This window comes from Albidovulum salinarum (assembly GCF_025673475.1).
Taxonomy (GTDB): Bacteria; Pseudomonadota; Alphaproteobacteria; order Rhodobacterales; family Rhodobacteraceae; genus Albidovulum; species Albidovulum salinarum.
On sequence record NZ_JAOVQO010000009.1, the window covers coordinates 67807 to 83058 of the forward strand.

General features: G+C 70.5%; 14 protein-coding genes. 10 read left to right on the forward strand and 4 right to left on the reverse strand.

From position 1 onward, the window contains the following. Positions 1 to 199 precede the first annotated feature (199 nt). Genes truB through rbfA form a run of 3 tightly spaced genes read right to left on the reverse strand, consistent with a single transcriptional unit; the run spans position 200 to position 2310 of the window. The gene (truB, locus tag OEZ60_RS10910; protein ID WP_263335933.1) at positions 200 to 1102 is read right to left on the reverse strand and encodes a tRNA pseudouridine(55) synthase TruB; all 903 of its coding nucleotides are present in this window, start codon (positions 1100 to 1102) and stop codon (positions 200 to 202) included. 52 nt (positions 1103 to 1154) lie between these two features. Beyond that, on the reverse strand, positions 1155 to 1901 hold the full coding sequence (locus OEZ60_RS10915) for a phosphodiester glycosidase family protein (RefSeq protein WP_263335935.1): 747 nt from the start codon (positions 1899 to 1901) through the stop codon (positions 1155 to 1157). Continuing rightward, the gene (gene rbfA, locus OEZ60_RS10920; protein ID WP_263335938.1) at positions 1879 to 2310 is read right to left on the reverse strand and encodes a 30S ribosome-binding factor RbfA; all 432 of its coding nucleotides are present in this window, start codon (positions 2308 to 2310) and stop codon (positions 1879 to 1881) included. Before rbfA ends, OEZ60_RS10915 begins: the two co-directional genes overlap by 23 nt. Positions 2311 to 2406: 96 nt before the next feature. Here rbfA and dapB point away from each other — a divergent pair, with 96 nt between their 5' ends. After that, positions 2407 to 3225, forward strand: coding sequence for a 4-hydroxy-tetrahydrodipicolinate reductase (dapB, locus tag OEZ60_RS10925; protein WP_263335941.1), 819 nt, complete (start codon positions 2407 to 2409; stop codon positions 3223 to 3225). A gap of 102 nt (positions 3226 to 3327) precedes the next feature. Here dapB and OEZ60_RS10930 read toward each other — a convergent pair whose 3' ends face one another. After that, entirely contained in the window at positions 3328 to 3507 is a 180-nt protein-coding gene (locus OEZ60_RS10930; RefSeq protein ID WP_263335944.1) for a DUF1674 domain-containing protein, read from the reverse strand. A 68-nt stretch (positions 3508 to 3575) separates the two neighbouring features. Between OEZ60_RS10930 and OEZ60_RS10935 the strand changes: the two genes are divergently transcribed. The 9 genes from OEZ60_RS10935 to OEZ60_RS10975 all read left to right on the forward strand — a co-directional run bounded on the left by OEZ60_RS10935 (position 3576) and on the right by OEZ60_RS10975 (position 15237). After that, positions 3576 to 4856, forward strand: a complete 1281-nt coding sequence (locus tag OEZ60_RS10935) for an RsmB/NOP family class I SAM-dependent RNA methyltransferase (protein ID WP_263335946.1) — start codon at positions 3576 to 3578, stop codon at positions 4854 to 4856. 111 nt (positions 4857 to 4967) lie between these two features. Then, complete coding sequence (locus OEZ60_RS10940; RefSeq protein ID WP_263335948.1) at positions 4968 to 6713, forward strand: heparinase II/III family protein; 1746 nt, start codon at positions 4968 to 4970, stop codon at positions 6711 to 6713. 15 nt (positions 6714 to 6728) lie between these two features. After that, entirely contained in the window at positions 6729 to 8330 is a 1602-nt protein-coding gene (purH, locus tag OEZ60_RS10945) for a bifunctional phosphoribosylaminoimidazolecarboxamide formyltransferase/IMP cyclohydrolase (RefSeq protein ID WP_263335950.1), read from the forward strand. A gap of 6 nt (positions 8331 to 8336) precedes the next feature. Beyond that, positions 8337 to 8807 carry a signal peptidase II gene (gene lspA, locus OEZ60_RS10950; protein ID WP_263335952.1) on the forward strand — a complete coding sequence of 157 codons (471 nt, stop codon included), beginning with the start codon at positions 8337 to 8339 and terminating at the stop codon, positions 8805 to 8807. A 52-nt stretch (positions 8808 to 8859) separates the two neighbouring features. Next, entirely contained in the window at positions 8860 to 9456 is a 597-nt protein-coding gene (locus OEZ60_RS10955) for a DUF3035 domain-containing protein (RefSeq protein ID WP_263335954.1), read from the forward strand. A gap of 49 nt (positions 9457 to 9505) precedes the next feature. Further along, positions 9506 to 10846 carry a M16 family metallopeptidase gene (locus OEZ60_RS10960; RefSeq protein ID WP_263335956.1) on the forward strand — a complete coding sequence of 447 codons (1341 nt, stop codon included), beginning with the start codon at positions 9506 to 9508 and terminating at the stop codon, positions 10844 to 10846. Then, a complete protein-coding gene (locus tag OEZ60_RS10965) occupies positions 10843 to 12153 on the forward strand; it encodes a M16 family metallopeptidase (protein WP_263335957.1) in 1311 nt (436 codons plus the stop codon). The genes OEZ60_RS10960 and OEZ60_RS10965 overlap by 4 nt, the downstream gene beginning before the upstream one ends. Positions 12154 to 12220: 67 nt before the next feature. After that, positions 12221 to 14062, forward strand: coding sequence for a DNA mismatch repair endonuclease MutL (mutL, locus tag OEZ60_RS10970; protein ID WP_263335959.1), 1842 nt, complete (start codon positions 12221 to 12223; stop codon positions 14060 to 14062). After that, entirely contained in the window at positions 14059 to 15237 is a 1179-nt protein-coding gene (locus OEZ60_RS10975; protein ID WP_263335960.1) for a DNA recombination protein RmuC, read from the forward strand. The genes mutL and OEZ60_RS10975 overlap by 4 nt, the downstream gene beginning before the upstream one ends. Positions 15238 to 15252 lie beyond the last annotated feature (15 nt).

The following is a 15252-nucleotide window of genomic DNA, read 5'->3' on the forward strand; positions in this document are numbered from 1 at the left end:
ACCTGGAGCGTGACCGGTTCAGACGGGACCTTGCGAGGCCGGGTGGTTCCCTCCCCACTTCGTGGGGGAGGGAGAGGGGCTGCCCCCATCCCCTTCCCACGAGGAGGGAGGGGAGGCGCCTGACCCCGGCGCGTCTCCTTCTGAACCGATCCCGTTCTAGCCCGTCCCGCCACGATGTACAGCCGCGCGGCACGGGGAATCAGAGGTTGAACACCCGGCTCGGATGCAGCTCGCCCGACTTGTAGGTGCCGACCGCGACCGGGCGCCCCTCATAGCTCGCCCAGGCCTCCTCGCCCCAGTCGACGTCAGAGGCGAGAACCATGCCCGGATTGCCGTTCCTCAGGCGCGCCGCGCCCTCCGCCGTCGCCTTGAGTTCCGGCAGTTCGGCCAGCCCGACCTCGAGCGGCAGGAGGAGCGCGTCAAGCTCCGGCGACTTCGCGAGCGCGTCGATCCTTTCGATCGTCACCCCGTCCGCGGCTTCGAACGGCCCCGACCATTCGCGCCGCAGCCAGGCGACATGGCCGAAGCAGCCGAGCGCGCGGCCGAGGTCGCGGGCGATCGAGCGCACATAGCCGCCCTTGCCGCAGACCATTTCCAGCTCGACCGTGTCGGCGTCGGGGCGGGCGACGATCTCCAGGCTCTCGACCCACAAGGGGCGTGCCGCCAGCTCCATCTCCTCGCCGGCCCGGGCGAGGTCATAGGCGCGTTCGCCCTCGACCTTGACGGCAGAGAACTGCGGCGGCACCTGCATGATCTCGCCCCGGAACTGCGCCAGAGCAGCGCCGATCTCGTCGTCCGTCGGGCGCCTGTCCGAGGACTCGATCACCGCGCCCTCGGCGTCGTCGGTCGTGGTCGCGGCACCGAGCCGCACGGCGAAGCGGTAGCATTTCAGCGCGTCGGTCACGAAAGGCACCGTCTTGGTCGCCTCGCCGAGCGCCACCGCCAGCACCCCGGTCGCGTCGGGATCGAGCGTGCCGGCATGGCCCGCCTTCCTGGCGTCGAGCGCCCAGCGCACCTTGTTGACGACCGATGTCGAGGTCATCCCCGCCGGCTTGTCCACCACGAGCCAGCCCGAGATGTCGCGACCCTTCTTGCGTGCCATGCATCGCCCCCAAAGACAGAAGGCCGCCTGCTATCGAATGCGGGCGCGCCCGTCAACGCCCGGGCGCCGCGAGCCCCACGATCGGCCCCATCGGAAAGCCGATGTCATCGCGCCCGATCTCGGGCGCATAAAGCCGCGAGACCTTGCCGTCGAAGTAAAGCGCGTTCGGCACCTTCAGCGCGTCGCGGAAGAGCCGGGCGAATTCGTCGAAATTGACCGGCTCGTCGGAGATCGCGAACCAGGCGGTCTTGCCGTCCGCACTCACCCCCACCCCGTTGCGGATGTAGCGAGAATCCGACTCTTTCAGGAATCTTGGATGCAGCGCGCCGTCGATCACCAGCATCGGCCCCGACTGGGTCGCATCGCGGCAGGCGGGCGGCGCCGCGGCGAAGGCCAGCGTCTCGACAACGGCGAAACCGTCCGTCTCGATGCAGAAGACGCCGTTCGGCTGCAGCCCGAAATTCCCCGGCCCGGCGGCGGTCACCAGCGACGCGACCTCCTGCCCGGCCTCGACATAAAGCCCGACCGGGCGGCGGTCGGGATGGTACATGCCGCCATTCATGGCGAAAACGAGCCGGTGCCCCTCGGCCTCGACGCTGGTCTGCAACCGGTCGAAGGTCGCGATCGGCTTGCCGTCCGCGCCGGTGAGGAATAGCCGCAGATCGGCACCGGCCGAGACCTCGCATACCGCGTAGGAAAGCCCCTCGTGCTCGGTGTTACGGCACGTCGCGCCCCAGCCGACCGCGGGCCAGACGAGCGTGACCGCGAGGCAGGCCCTAGCCCAGATCGTCGTCGCCATTCTCGTCGTCATCCCGCCGCGCGATGTCGCGCTGCACCCGCTCGTCGGCCAGAAGCCGCCGCGTCGCATCCATCCGGTCGAAGGTCTCGTCGAGCCGGAACCGGAGCTCGGGCGCGAACTTCAGCGTCAACGCCTGCGCCACATGATGGCGCAGCTCGCCCTGCGACCGCGCGAGCGCCTTCAGCGCCACCTCGGCATCCTTGCCGCCCAGGGGCAGCACATAGCAGGTCGCGACGCGCAGATCGGCCGAGACCCGCACCTCGCCCACCGTGATCGACATGCCGCGCAGCGCGTCGTTGTGTACCTCGCCGCGCGAGAGCACCTCCGACAGCGTGCGGCGGATCAGCTCGCCGACGCGAAGCTGGCGGTTCGAGGGGCCCGAGGCCTTGGAAAAGCGGTTCTGTGCCATGCCTCCGCTTTAGGCCAAGCGCACGCGCCCCGCAACGGGGCTTTGCCAAGGCCGCCGCCGCGGGCTAAAGGAAACGGCAGGACAAGGGAGGCCCCGATGAGCGACACGAACGACACACCCGGCATCGTCGTCACCGGCACCTCCGGCCGCATGGGCCAGATGCTGGTGCGGCTGATCCTCGCCTCCGACCGCGCCCGGCTCGTCGGCGCCGTCGAACGGCCGGGCCATGCCTGGATCGGCCGCGACCTCGGCGAGGCGATGGGCGGCGCGCCGGTCGGCGTCACCGTGACCGACGACGCACTCGCGGCCTTCGCCAGGGCGCAGGCGGTGATCGACTTCACCGCGCCTGCGGCAACGGTGGAGTTCGCCGCCCTCGCCGCCCAGGCCCGCGCGGTGCATGTGATTGGCACGACCGGGCTCGAGGCCGAGCATCTGGCAAAGATCAAGGCCGCTTCCCGCCATGCCGTGATCGTGCGCGCCGGCAACATGAGCCTCGGCGTGAACCTCCTGACCCGGATCACCCGCCAGGTCGCCCAAGCGCTCGACGCCGACTGGGACATCGAGATCGTCGAGGCCCATCACCGCATGAAAGTCGACGCGCCCTCGGGCACCGCGCTGATGCTCGGCGAAGCCGCCGCGGAGGGCCGCGGCATCGCGCTGGCCGACCACCGCGACAGTGGCCGCGACGGTATCACCGGCGCCCGCGAGCGCGGCGACATCGGGTTTTCGGCGATCCGCGGCGGCGACGTTGTGGGCGAACATGACGTGATCTTCGCCGCCGACGGCGAACGCATCGTGCTGCGCCACATCGCCACCGACCGCGCGATCTTCGCCCGCGGCGCGCTCCGCGCCGCGCTCTGGGGCCAGGACCAGAAGCCCGGCGAATACGACATGATCGACGTGCTCGGGCTCTGACCCACCTGCCCGTTCATCTTGCCCCAAGCATCCCGGAGGTCGTCCATTGGGGCGCCATTGGTTCGAGAACCAATGGACGACGAGCAGCGCCCCCGGCCGCTCTCAGAAATCGACCGCGATTCCCTTCTTTTCCCAGTCGCCGTAGCGCACCGGCTCCGGCCCGTCACGGCCGCCAAGCTCCGGCGGCAGATCGGATGCCAGCGCCTTGCGCCGGCGCTCCTCGGCCTCGGCCAGCGCTCGTTTCGCGGCCTCAGGCAGGTCGTCTCGGACATTCTCGCTCATGGCGGTTCCTTGTCTCGCTCCGGTCCATGATATACGGCGCCCCCAGCAGGACGGCAACCGGAGGCGAGATGGCGGAGGAGACGGCACGGGGCGGCGCGGCGCGGCTCGTCCTCGGCGTGACCGAAGATCGGCAGTCGCTCGGCGACCAGATCCAGTCCGGCGCGCTGTCGCACCTCGCGCCGCCGGACCGGGCGCGGGCGCAGCGCCTCGCGCTCGCAACCTTGCGCAACATCAACCGCGCCGACGCGGTGCTGAAGCCCTTCCTGCGCAAGGCCCCACCCCCCGCGATCCGCGCCACCTTGCGCGTCGCGGTGACCGAGATCTTCGCCGAGGGCGCGGCCCCCCACGGCGTGGTGAGCGAGGCGGTCGACCTCGCCCGCCGCTCCGGCCGCAAGACCGAAGCCTTTGCGCCGATGGTCAACGCGGTCCTGCGCCGCGCCGCCGAGACCCCGGCCGAGACCTGGGCCAAGCAGCCGCCCGCGCCGCTGCCCGGCTGGCTCTGCGGGCGCCTGATGTCGGCCTACGGCAAGGCCGCGACGCTGGCGATCGAGGCCGCCCATGCCCGGGGGGGCCCCCTCGACCTCACGCCGAAGGACGGCGACGCCGCGGCGCTCGCCGCCCGCCTTGGGGGCGAAGCGCTGCCCACGGGGTCGGTGCGGCTGACCGGCCCGGCGCAGGTCTCCGACCTGCCCGGCTACGTCGAGGGCGGCTGGTGGGTGCAGGACGCCGCAGCGGCGCTCGCCGCGAGGGCGCTCGCGCCCCGGCCCGGCGAGCGGGTGCTCGACCTCTGCGCCGCGCCCGGCGGCAAGACGCTGCAACTCGCCGCCGCCGGCGCCCGCGTCACCGCACTCGACCTCTCCGCCCCCCGCATGACGCGGCTCGAGGAGAACCTCGCCCGCTGCCGGCTCGCCGCCGAGACCGTGGTCGCCGATGCGCTGATCTGGGACGGCGCGGCCGGCTTCGACGCGGTGCTCCTCGACGCGCCCTGCTCGGCCACCGGCACGATCCGCCGCCATCCCGACCTGCCGCATCTCCGCGACGCCTCGGGGCTGAAGGAGATCGCCGCCCTGCAGGCCGCGCTTCTCGACCGCGCGCTGACGCTCGTCCGCCCCGGTGGACGGGTGGTCTTCGCGACCTGCTCGCTGCTGCCCGAGGAGGGCGAGCGGCAGGTTTCCGCCGCGATCGAGCGCCATTCCGGACTCGTGGCCGACCGCGACGCGCTCGCGCTGCCGGGGGTCGAACCCGGCTGGATCGGCGCCGGGGGCGGGCTGCGGCTCCGGCCGGACCACTGGTCCGACCGCGGCGGCATGGACGGCTTCTTCATCGCCTGCCTGCGCCGCCGGGACTGACCCGGCTTTAGCCGGGTGACACGGGCGGAGGCTGCCGGTAATCTCGGCCGGCGCAGATTCCCGGGACCCAACCCGGGGCAAGGCGCGGCAAGATCGTAAGGACGTCGAGGCGTGGCAGGAACGAAGAACGCAGGCAAGGCCGGGGTCGGGGCGGCGAACCGGCTCCATGCGCGGCTCGCGGCGCTCGCGCGGCCGGCGGGCGGATTCGTCAGCCAGCCGGAACCGAAAACGATCGGCTCCTTCGCCCGCGGCCGCCAGCTTACCGGCGGCAACTTCCTGTTCGCCGGTTTCCTGATCGAATCGAAGGCCGCCTCGATCTGGGACCTGCCGGTGCCCGACCCGCGCTTCGAGGAGGAGATCCACGGCTGCGCCTGGCTCGACGACCTCGCCGCGGTCGCGGACCTTCCGGCGCGCGAGCGGGCGCAGAAATGGGTGGTCGACTGGATCCGCCGCTACGGCCGCGGCGGCGGGCCGGGCTGGACCCCGGACCGCACCGGGCGGCGGCTGATCCGCTGGATCAACCACGCGATCCTGCTCCTCAACAACCAGGACCGCGCCGCCTCGGACGCCTATTTCCGCAGCCTTGGCCGCCAGACGATCTTCCTCTCCCGCCGCTGGCGCGCCGCCCGGCCCGGCCTGCCGCGGTTCGAGGCACTGACCGGTCTCATCTACGCCGGCCTCTCGCTGTCGGGCATGGAGCGTCACGTCGCCCGCGCCGCCGTCGCGCTTGGCCGCGAATGCGAGCGCGAGATCGACACCGAGGGCGGGATCCCGACCCGCAACCCCGAGGAACTGCTTGAGGTATTCACGCTCCTCACCTGGGCCGGGGCCGCGCTGAACGATGCCGGCCGCACCCCGCCGGCCGCCCATCTCGCGGCGATCGAGCGGATCGCGCCGACGCTCAGGGCGCTCCGCCATGCCGACGGCGGGCTCGCGCGGTTCCACGGTGGCGGCCGCGGGGCCGAAGGCCGGCTCGACCAGGCGCTTGCGACGGCGGGGGGGCGCGCGACGACCGCGCATGGCCTCGCGATGGGCTACGCGCGGATGAGCGCGGGCCGCACCACGATCATCGTCGATGCCGCGCCGCCGCCGACGGGCCGCGCCTCGGCCAATGCCCATGCCTCAACGCTCGCGATGGAGCTGACCTCCGGCCGCCGCCCGGTGATCGTCAATTGCGGCTCCGGCGCGAGCTTCGGCCCGGAATGGCGCCGCGCCGGCCGCGCCACGCCCTCGCATTCCACGCTCTGCGTGAAGGGCTATTCCTCGTCACGCTTCACGGCCAAGGGGCTCCTGACCGAGTCCGGCACCGGCCAATTCACCGACGTGCCCGACATGGTCTGGGCCCAGCCCGAGGACGACAGCGACGGCCACCGGCTGATCGCCGGGCACAACGGCTACGTGCCGACCCACGGGCTCAGCCACATCCGCCAGCTCATGCTCTCGCGCGATGGCCGCTCGCTCACCGGCGAGGACACGCTCGGCGCGATGACGGTGGCCGACCGGCGCCGCTTCGACACGGTGATGGAACGGGCGAAGTTTCACGGCGTTCCCTTCGAGTTGCGGTTCCACCTGCACCCGGATGTGGACGCCGCGCTCGACCTTGGCGGCACCGCGGTGTCGATGGCGCTGAAGTCGGGCGAGATCTGGATCTTCCGCCATGACGGCGTGGGCGAACTGACGCTCGAACCCTCGGTCTACCTCGAATCCGGGCGGCTGAAGCCGCGTGCGACCAAGCAGATCGTGCTTTCCGCGCATGTGATGGATTATGCCTGCCAGTTGGGCTGGACCTTGGCGAAGGCACAGGATACCCCAACGGCGATCCGCGACACGATGCGCGACGAAGACGTCACCGCCTAACAGAGGATGCCCCGCTTGACCGCCCAGACCGCCGACCTGGCCCCGCTTGCCCGCGCCCTGATCTCCGTCTCCGACAAGACCGGGCTTCTCGACTTCGCGAAGGGATTGGCCGAACGGGGGGTGGAGCTCCTGTCCACCGGCGGAACCGCGTCGATGCTGCGCGAGGCGGGGCTCAAGGTCCGTGACGTGGCCGAGGTGACGGGCTTCCCCGAGATGATGGATGGCCGCGTCAAGACGCTGCATCCGAAGGTGCACGGCGGGCTCCTGGCGCTCAGGGACAATGCCGACCATGTCGCGGCGATGGAGACCCACGGGATCGAGCCGATCGACCTCCTCGTCGTCAACCTCTACCCGTTCGAAGCGACCGTGGCGAAGGGCGCCGACTACGACACCTGCATCGAGAACATCGACATCGGCGGCCCGGCGATGATCCGCGCGGCTGCTAAGAACCACGCCCATGTCGCGGTCGTCGTCGATCCCGAGGACTATGCCAAGGTTCTTGGCGACATGGACCAGCACGAAGGCCGGACCTGCCCGAGGTTCCGCCGCAAGCTCGCCCAGCGCGCCTATGCCCGCACGGCGGCCTATGACGCCGCGGTCTCGACCTGGCTCGCCGCGGCCATCGGCGATGCGGCGCCGCGCCGCCGCGCCTTCGCGGGCACGCTGGCCCAGACGCTGCGCTACGGCGAAAACCCGCACCAGTCGGCGGCCTTCTACACCGACGGCTCGACCCGCGAGGGCGTCGCCACCGCCGCCCAGCACCAGGGCAAGTCCTTGTCCTACAACAACATCAACGACACCGACGCGGCGTTCGAGCTGGTCGCCGAGTTCGACCCCGCCGAAGCCCCGGCCTGCGCGATCATCAAGCACGCCAATCCCTGCGGCGTGGCGCGGGGTGCTACGCTCCTGGAGGCCTACAGGGCCGCCTATGACTGCGACCGCACCTCGGCCTTCGGCGGCATCGTCGCGCTGAACCGGCCGCTTGATGCGGCGACGGCCGAGGAGATCTGCCAGATCTTCACCGAGGTCGTGATCGCGCCGGGCGCCGACGACGCGGCCAAGGCGGTTTTCGCCGCCAAGAAGAACCTGCGGCTTCTGACCACCGCGGGCCTGCCCGATCCGAGATCGCCCGGCCTCGCCTTCCGCCAGGTCGCCGGCGGCTTCCTCGTCCAGGATCGCGACAACGGCGTGATCACCGCGGCCGACCTCAAGGTCGTGACCAGGCGCGCGCCGACCGAGGCGGAACTGAAGGACCTCCTTTTCGCCTGGAAGGTCGCCAAGCACGTCAAGTCGAACGCCATCGTCTACGTCAAGGCGGGCGCGACGGTCGGCGTCGGCGCGGGCCAGATGAGCCGGGTCGATTCGACCCGGATCGCCGCGCGCAAATCCGCCGACATGGCCGAGGCCCTCGGCCTCGCCGAGCCGACCGTGAAGGGCTCGGTCGTCGCCTCGGACGCGTTCTTCCCCTTCCCCGACGGGCTTCTGACCGCGGCCGAGGCCGGCGCCACGGCGGTGATCCAGCCCGGCGGCTCGATGCGCGACGACGAGGTGATCGCGGCCGCCGACGCGGCGGGGCTCGCGATGGTCTTCACCGGCCAGCGGCATTTCCGGCACTGAGGCATCATGCGGCAGGTCATCCAGGCGGCGGCAGCGACCTTCGCGCTCGATCAGGCGTCGAAGGTGCTCGTGGTCCATGTCCTCGATCTCTACGCGCGGCAGGAGATCGCGGTCCTCGCGCCCTGGCTCAACTTCCGCATGGCGTGGAACCGGGGCATCAACTTCGGCCTCTTCTCCAGCTCCGAGGACCTCGGCCGCTGGGTGCTGATCGGGCTCGCGCTGGCGATCGCCGCCTGGGTCTGGCTCTGGGTCCGGCGCGAGCGCCACAGCCGAATCGTCCAGCTTTCGGCGGGCCTGCTGATCGGCGGTGCGATGGGCAACGTGATCGACCGGCTGATCTACGGCGCGGTCGCGGATTTCCTCAACATGTCGGTGCCGGGGATCGACAATCCCTATTCGTTCAACGTCGCCGACATCGCGATCTTTGCCGGCGCCTTCGGGCTCGTCCTGTTCACCGGGCGGGAGAAGACCACGTGACGGGCGAAAAGACATGCGTTAAACCGGGCCCGGAACGGTGAAGGAGAGACCGATGGCGGCGAGACGTGGCATCTGCGGGATCGCATTGGCGAGCGTGGTCCTCGCGCTATCGGCCTGCGGCGGCAGTGAAGATCCGAAGCTCCTGAACATCCGTTCGCAAAGCCGCAGCCCCGACGAGTTCACCGTCCTGCCGTCGAAGCCGCTGCAGATGCCCGAGGACCTCGCGAGCCTGCCCGAGCCGACGCCCGGCGGCAGCAATATCACCGATCCGACGCCGGAGGCCGACGCGGTCGCGGCCCTTGGCGGCAATCCGGCGGCGCTGGCGCCCGGCGGCTCCGTGCCGGCCTCGAATGGGGCGCTGGTTTCCTACGCCGGGCGCTACGGCACGGCGTCCGACATCCGCCGGGTGCTGGCCGCCGAGGATCTCGACTACCGCCGGCGTCACGACGGACGGCTTCTCGAGCGTGCCTTCAACGTCAACGTCTATTTCAAGGCCTACAGGCCGATGTCGCTCGACCAGCACGCCGAGCTCGCGCGCTGGCGCGCCGCCGGCGCCCGCACCGAGACCGCGCCGCCGACGGCGTCGCCCTCGGGGAGCACCACGACCTACCAGTACCAGGACTCCCAGCCGCTCGGCCGGCACCCTTGACGCTGCCCCCCATGCGCTTACCTGTCAGAGGGTAACGAGGGAGACCAAGATGTTCCGCACCCTGCGCTGGACGATCCTTGCCGCGACATTCGCCGCGCCGGCCCTGGCCGACGAGGTCACGACCTTCACGCTGCCGAACGGGCTCGAAGCCGTCGTGATCGAGGATCACCGCGCCCCGGTCGTGGTGCAGATGGTCTGGTATCGCGCCGGCGCCGCCGATGAAGAGCCCGGCGTCTCGGGCATCGCGCATTATCTCGAACACCTGATGTTCAAGGGCACCGACACGCTCGCGCCCGGCGAGTTCTCCAAGATCGTCGAGGCCAATGGCGGTGCCGACAACGCCTTCACCTCCTGGGATTTCACCGGCTACTACCAGCGAGTCGCCGCCGACCGGCTCGAACTGATGATGCAGATGGAGGCGGATCGGATGCGCCACCTCAAGCTCACCGAGGACGACTGGCAGACCGAGCGCGAGGTGGTGATCGAGGAGCGCAACCAGCGCATCGACAGCGACCCCGGCGCGATCTTCGGTGAACAGCGCCGCGCCGCGCTCTACCTCAACCATCCCTACGGCCGGCCGGTGATCGGCTGGCGCCACGAGATGGAGAAGCTCACCCGCCAGGACGCGCTCGACTGGTACGGGCGTTATTACGCGCCCAACAATGCGGTTCTCGTCGTTGCCGGCGATGTCGACCCGGAGGCCGTGCGCGCGTTGGCCGAGACATATTACGGCCCGCTCGACCCGAGCCCCGACATCGCCCCGCGCGTCCGGCCGCAGGAGCCGCCGCAGCTCGCCGAGCGACGGCTCAGCTTCTCCGACCCGCGGGTCTCGCGGCCTTACGTGACGCGCAGCTACCTCGCGCCGGAACGTGATCCGGGCGCGCAGGAAAAGGCGGCCGCGCTCACCGTGCTGGCCGCGATGCTCGGCGGCGACGGCCAGACCTCGATCCTCGCCCGCAAGCTTCAGTTCGAGAGCCGCCAGGCGATCTACACCTCGGCCCGCTACGACGGCAGTTCCTACGACGACACGAGCTTTGACCTTGCCGTGATCCCCGCCGACGGCGTGACCCTCGCCGAGGCCGAGGCGGCGCTCGACGCGGTTCTGGCCGATGTGCAGGAGAACGGCGTCGACCCGGCCCAGTTCGAGCGCGTAAAGGCGCGGCTGCGGGCCGGCCTGATCTACGCCAAGGACGACGTGGGCGGCCTCGCCCGCCGCTACGGCGAGGCGCTCACGACCGGTCTCACCGTCGCCGATGTCGAGGCCTGGCCCGATATCGTTGATGCGGTCAGCGAGGCGGATGTGAAGGCCGCCGCCGCGGAGGTCTTCGACCGCCGCCGTTCGGTCACCGGCTGGATGATGAAGACCGGCGAAGAAGAGGTGATGCAATGATCAGGCTTCTCGCGGCGGCATTCGTCGCCCTTCTCGCCGCCCTGCCCGCCAGCGCGGTCGAGATCAAGGAAATCACCTCGCCTGGAGGCATCAGGGCCTGGCTGGTGGAGGAGCATTCGATCCCCTTCACCGCGCTCGAGATCCGCTTCCGTGGCGGGTCGAGCCTGGATCTGCCGGAAAAGCGCGGCGCGACGCTACTGATGATGGCGACGCTCGAGGAGGGGGCGGGCGATCTCGATTCCCAGGGCTTCGCCGAGGCGCGCGAGGCGCTGGCGGCCGGGTTCGAGTTCGACGCGAACGACGACAGCGTCTCGGTGTCGGTGCGGATGCTGAGCGAGAACCGCGACGCGGCGGTGGCGCTCCTGAAGACGGCGCTGACCGCGCCGCGCTTCGATCAGGACGCGATCGACCGGGTGCGGGCGCAGGTCGTCTCGATCATCCAGTCCGACGAGAAGGATCCGAACACCATCGCCTGGCGGGAATTCGACCAGCAGGCGTTCGGCGCGCATCCCTATGCGTCCTCGCGCAACGGCACGCTTCAGTCGGTGGCCGCGCTCACCCGCGACGACCTCATCGCCGCCAAGGCCAACGTCATGGCCCGCGACCGGCTCTACGTCTCGGCGGTGGGCGACATCACCGAAGCCGCGCTGGGCGCGCTTCTCGACGACCTCCTCGGGGATCTTCCGGAGACCGGCGCGCCCCTGCCACCGAAGGCGGAGTTCGGGCTCACAGGCGGGGTCACGGTGATCGACTTTGCCTCGCCGCAGTCGGTCGTGGCCTTCGGTCACGAGGGGATCGAGCGTCACGATCCCGATTTCTTTGCAGCCTACGTGCTGAACCAGGTCATCGGCGGCCACGGCTTCGGGGCACGGCTGATGGAGGAGGTGCGCGAGAAGCGCGGGCTGACCTACGGGATCTCGACCGATCTCGTGCCGATGGATCTCGGCTGGACCTGGAAGGGCGGCTTCGCCTCGGCCAACGAGAAGGTCTCAGAGGCGATCGGCGTGGTGCGCGACGAATGGGCGCGGATCGCCGCCGAGGGCGTGAGCGACGAGGAGCTGGAGGCGGCCAAGACCTATCTCACAGGCGCCTATCCCCTGCGCTTCGACGGCAACGGACGGATCGCCGGCATCCTCGTCGGGATGCAGATGGACGACCTGCCGACGACCTATCTGCGCGACCGCAACTCCTATATCGAGGCGGTGACCTCCGACGACATCAAGCGGGTCGCCAGGCGCCTGATGAAGCCCGACGCGCTGCGCTTCGTCGTGGTCGGCCAGCCGGCTGGTCTGGAGCCGTCGAACTAGCGTCCCGCAGGCATTCGCCCATCAGCCAACTGGTCGAATCGGCGCAAGCCATGCTAGTTCTGGTAGCATGACCGTCCCGAACCCCAAAATCCTGCCCGGACGCCCGGTAATCCGCCAGCTTGACGAGGCGGCAATCAACCGCATCGCGGCCGGCGAGGTGGTCGAGCGCCCGGCCTCGGCGGTCAAGGAACTGGTCGAGAACGCGCTCGACGCCGGGGCGCGGCGGATCGACATCGCCTATGGCGACGGCGGCAAGACCCTGATCCGCGTCGCCGACGACGGCTGCGGCATGACCGCCGATGAATTGCCGCTGGCGCTTTCCCGCCATGCCACCTCGAAGATCGACGGCTCGGACCTTCTGAACATCCGCAGCTTCGGTTTCCGTGGCGAGGCGCTGCCCTCGCTCGGCGCCGTCGGGCGGCTCAAGATCACCTCGCGCGCCGAGGGCGCCGAGGCGGCGGGCATCGCCGTCGCGGGCGGCCGCATCGCCCCGGTCCGGCCCGCCGCGCTGACCCGCGGCACGGTCGTGGAACTGCGCGACCTCTTCTACGCTACCCCGGCTCGGCTGAAGTTCCTGCGCTCCGACCGGGCCGAGGCGCAGGCGATCAGGGATGTCGTCCAGCGCCTCGCGATGGCCGAGCCGCATGTCGGCTTCACCCTGCGCGACGTGACCGGCGGCGGCGAGGGCAAGCTGATCCTGCGCGCCGATGCCGAGCAGGGCGAGCTTTTCGACGCGCTCGGCCAGCGGCTCCGCACCCTCATCGGCGCCGAGTTCGCCGACAACGCGCTTGCCATCGACGCCGAGCGCGAGGGCATCCGGCTCACGGGCTTCGCCGCGCTACCAACCTATTCGCGCGGCGCCGCGGTCGAGCAGTTCCTCTTCGTCAACGGCCGTCCGGTGCGCGACAAGCTCCTGATCGGTGCGCTCAGGGCCGCCTACATGGACGTGCTCTCGCGCGATCGCCATCCGGCGGCGGTCCTGAACCTCACCTGCGATCCCGAGCGGGTCGACGTCAACGTGCACCCCGCCAAGGCAGAGGTCCGCTTCCGCGAGCCGGGCGTGGCGCGCGGGCTCATCGTCTCGGGCCTGCGCCATGCGCTGGCCGAAGCCGGGCACCGCGCCTCCTCGACCGTCGCCGGTCTCACGCTCGGCGCGATGCGCGCCGAACCCTCCGCCACGCCGCGCATCTACCAGATGGACCGCCCCTCGCAGACCGCGCTGCGCATGGCCCACGCGGCGCAGGCGCCACTCGCCCCCGGGCTTGCCGAGGCCACCGCCCGGTTCGAACGCCCCGCCGCCCCGCTGCCGGTGGAAGAGCCCGCCGAGCACCACCCGCTCGGCGCCGCCCGCGCGCAGCTGCACGAGAACTACATCATCGCCCAGACCGCGACCGGCCTCGTCATCGTCGACCAGCACGCCGCGCACGAGCGGCTGGTCTACGAGCGCCTGAAACGCCAGCGCGCCGCGAACGGCGTCGCCGCGCAGGCGCTTCTCATCCCCGAGATCGTCGAGCTGTCGCCGGGTGATGCCCAGCTGCTTCTCGACCACGCCACGACGCTCGCCGGGCTCGGCCTCACGATCGAGCCCTTCGGCGGCGGCGCGGTCGCGGTGCGCGAGACCCCGGCCCTTCTCGGCGAGGTCAATGCCACGGCGCTCCTGAAGGACATCCTCGACGAGCTTCACGACGCAGGCGACAGCCAGCGCCTGCAGGGCCGGATCGACGCGGTTCTGAGCCGCATGGCCTGCCACGGCTCGATCCGCTCGGGCCGGCGGATGCAGGCCGACGAGATGAACGCGCTCCTGCGGGAAATGGAGCGGACGCCGCTTTCCGGCCAGTGCAACCACGGCCGGCCGACCTATGTCGAGCTGAAGCTGACCGATATCGAAAGGCTTTTCGGGCGCACATGATCACGCTGAACGGACAGGACTACATGCTTGACGATCCGATGGTGCTCGCCGTCCTCGGCGGCGCGGCGCTGGTCCTCGCGCTGTTCGTGCTCCTCATCGTCACGCTCCGCGCCGCCTCGCGCTCGGCCCGGATGGCGGAGCCGATGTTCTACTCGCTCGACCGGCTCGGCAACCGCGTCGACGCGCTGTCGGCCGGGCAGGAGCGGCTCTCGGGCGGGCTCACCCATGTGTCCGAGGCGCAGGCGGCCTCGCAGACCCGTGTGCTGCAGCTGATGGAGCGGCGGCTCGCCGAGGTCTCGCGCGGCATGACCGAGACGTTGCAGGGCAGCGCCACCCGCACCGCGCGCTCTCTCGGAGAATTGCAGCAGCGGCTCGAGACCATCGACAAGGCGCAATCCAATATCGAGAAGCTCTCGGGCGACGTGCTCTCGCTGCAGGACATTCTCTCGAACAAGCAGACCCGCGGCGCCTTCGGCGAGATCCAGCTCAACGACATCGTGCGCAAGGCCCTGCCCGCGGATTCCTTCTCGATGCAGGCGACGCTCTCGAACGGCAAGCGCGCCGACTGCCTGATCCACCTGCCGAATCCTCCCGGCCCGATCGTCATCGACTCGAAGTTCCCGCTCGAAGCCTACGAGGCGCTGCGCCGGGCCGAGAACCAGTCTCAGCTGATCGAGGCGCAGCGGATGCTTCGCATCGCGGTGCGCTCGCACATCAAGGCGATCGGCGAGAAATACATCCTCGACGGCGAGACCGCCGACGGCGCGCTGATGTTCCTGCCCTCCGAGGCAGTCTATGCCGAACTGCACGCGAATTTCCCCGAACTGGTGCGCGAGGGCTTCACGGCCAAGGTCTGGATCGTCTCGCCGACGACCTGCATGGCGACGCTGAACACGATGCGCGCGGTCCTGAAGGACGCGCGGATGCGTGAACAGGCGGGCGCGATCCGCACCACGCTGCGCCAGCTTCACCGCGACGTCGAACTGGTGGTGGAGCGGGTCGACAAGCTCTCGGTGCATTTCAACCAGGCGCGCAACGACCTCGACGGCATCTCGACGGCGGCCGAGCGCGCCGGCAAACGCGCCGCCCGGCTCGACAATTTCGACTTCGAGGAACTGGCGCCCGAGGCCGAGACGCCGCGGGTCGTGCCGCTTGCGAAGACCTCGGCCGACTGAGCGCCGCGGCGGCGG

What these genes read in the sequence shown, in the direction of transcription:
- lspA (WP_263335952.1), top strand. Translation starts at nt 8,337, where the DNA reads ATGCGGCAGGTCATCCAGGCGGCGGCAGCGACCTTCGCGCTCGATCAG.
- OEZ60_RS10960 (WP_263335956.1), top strand. Translation starts at nt 9,506, where the DNA reads ATGTTCCGCACCCTGCGCTGGACGATCCTTGCCGCGACATTCGCCGCG.
- OEZ60_RS10915 (WP_263335935.1), bottom strand. Translation starts at nt 1,901, where the DNA reads ATGGCGACGACGATCTGGGCTAGGGCCTGCCTCGCGGTCACGCTCGTC.
- truB (WP_263335933.1), bottom strand. Translation starts at nt 1,102, where the DNA reads ATGGCACGCAAGAAGGGTCGCGACATCTCGGGCTGGCTCGTGGTGGAC.
- OEZ60_RS10930 (WP_263335944.1), bottom strand. Translation starts at nt 3,507, where the DNA reads ATGAGCGAGAATGTCCGAGACGACCTGCCTGAGGCCGCGAAACGAGCG.
- OEZ60_RS10935 (WP_263335946.1), top strand. Translation starts at nt 3,576, where the DNA reads ATGGCGGAGGAGACGGCACGGGGCGGCGCGGCGCGGCTCGTCCTCGGC.
- OEZ60_RS10975 (WP_263335960.1), top strand. Translation starts at nt 14,059, where the DNA reads ATGATCACGCTGAACGGACAGGACTACATGCTTGACGATCCGATGGTG.
- OEZ60_RS10965 (WP_263335957.1), top strand. Translation starts at nt 10,843, where the DNA reads ATGATCAGGCTTCTCGCGGCGGCATTCGTCGCCCTTCTCGCCGCCCTG.
- dapB (WP_263335941.1), top strand. Translation starts at nt 2,407, where the DNA reads ATGAGCGACACGAACGACACACCCGGCATCGTCGTCACCGGCACCTCC.
- OEZ60_RS10955 (WP_263335954.1), top strand. Translation starts at nt 8,860, where the DNA reads ATGGCGGCGAGACGTGGCATCTGCGGGATCGCATTGGCGAGCGTGGTC.
- mutL (WP_263335959.1), top strand. Translation starts at nt 12,221, where the DNA reads ATGACCGTCCCGAACCCCAAAATCCTGCCCGGACGCCCGGTAATCCGC.
- rbfA (WP_263335938.1), bottom strand. Translation starts at nt 2,310, where the DNA reads ATGGCACAGAACCGCTTTTCCAAGGCCTCGGGCCCCTCGAACCGCCAG.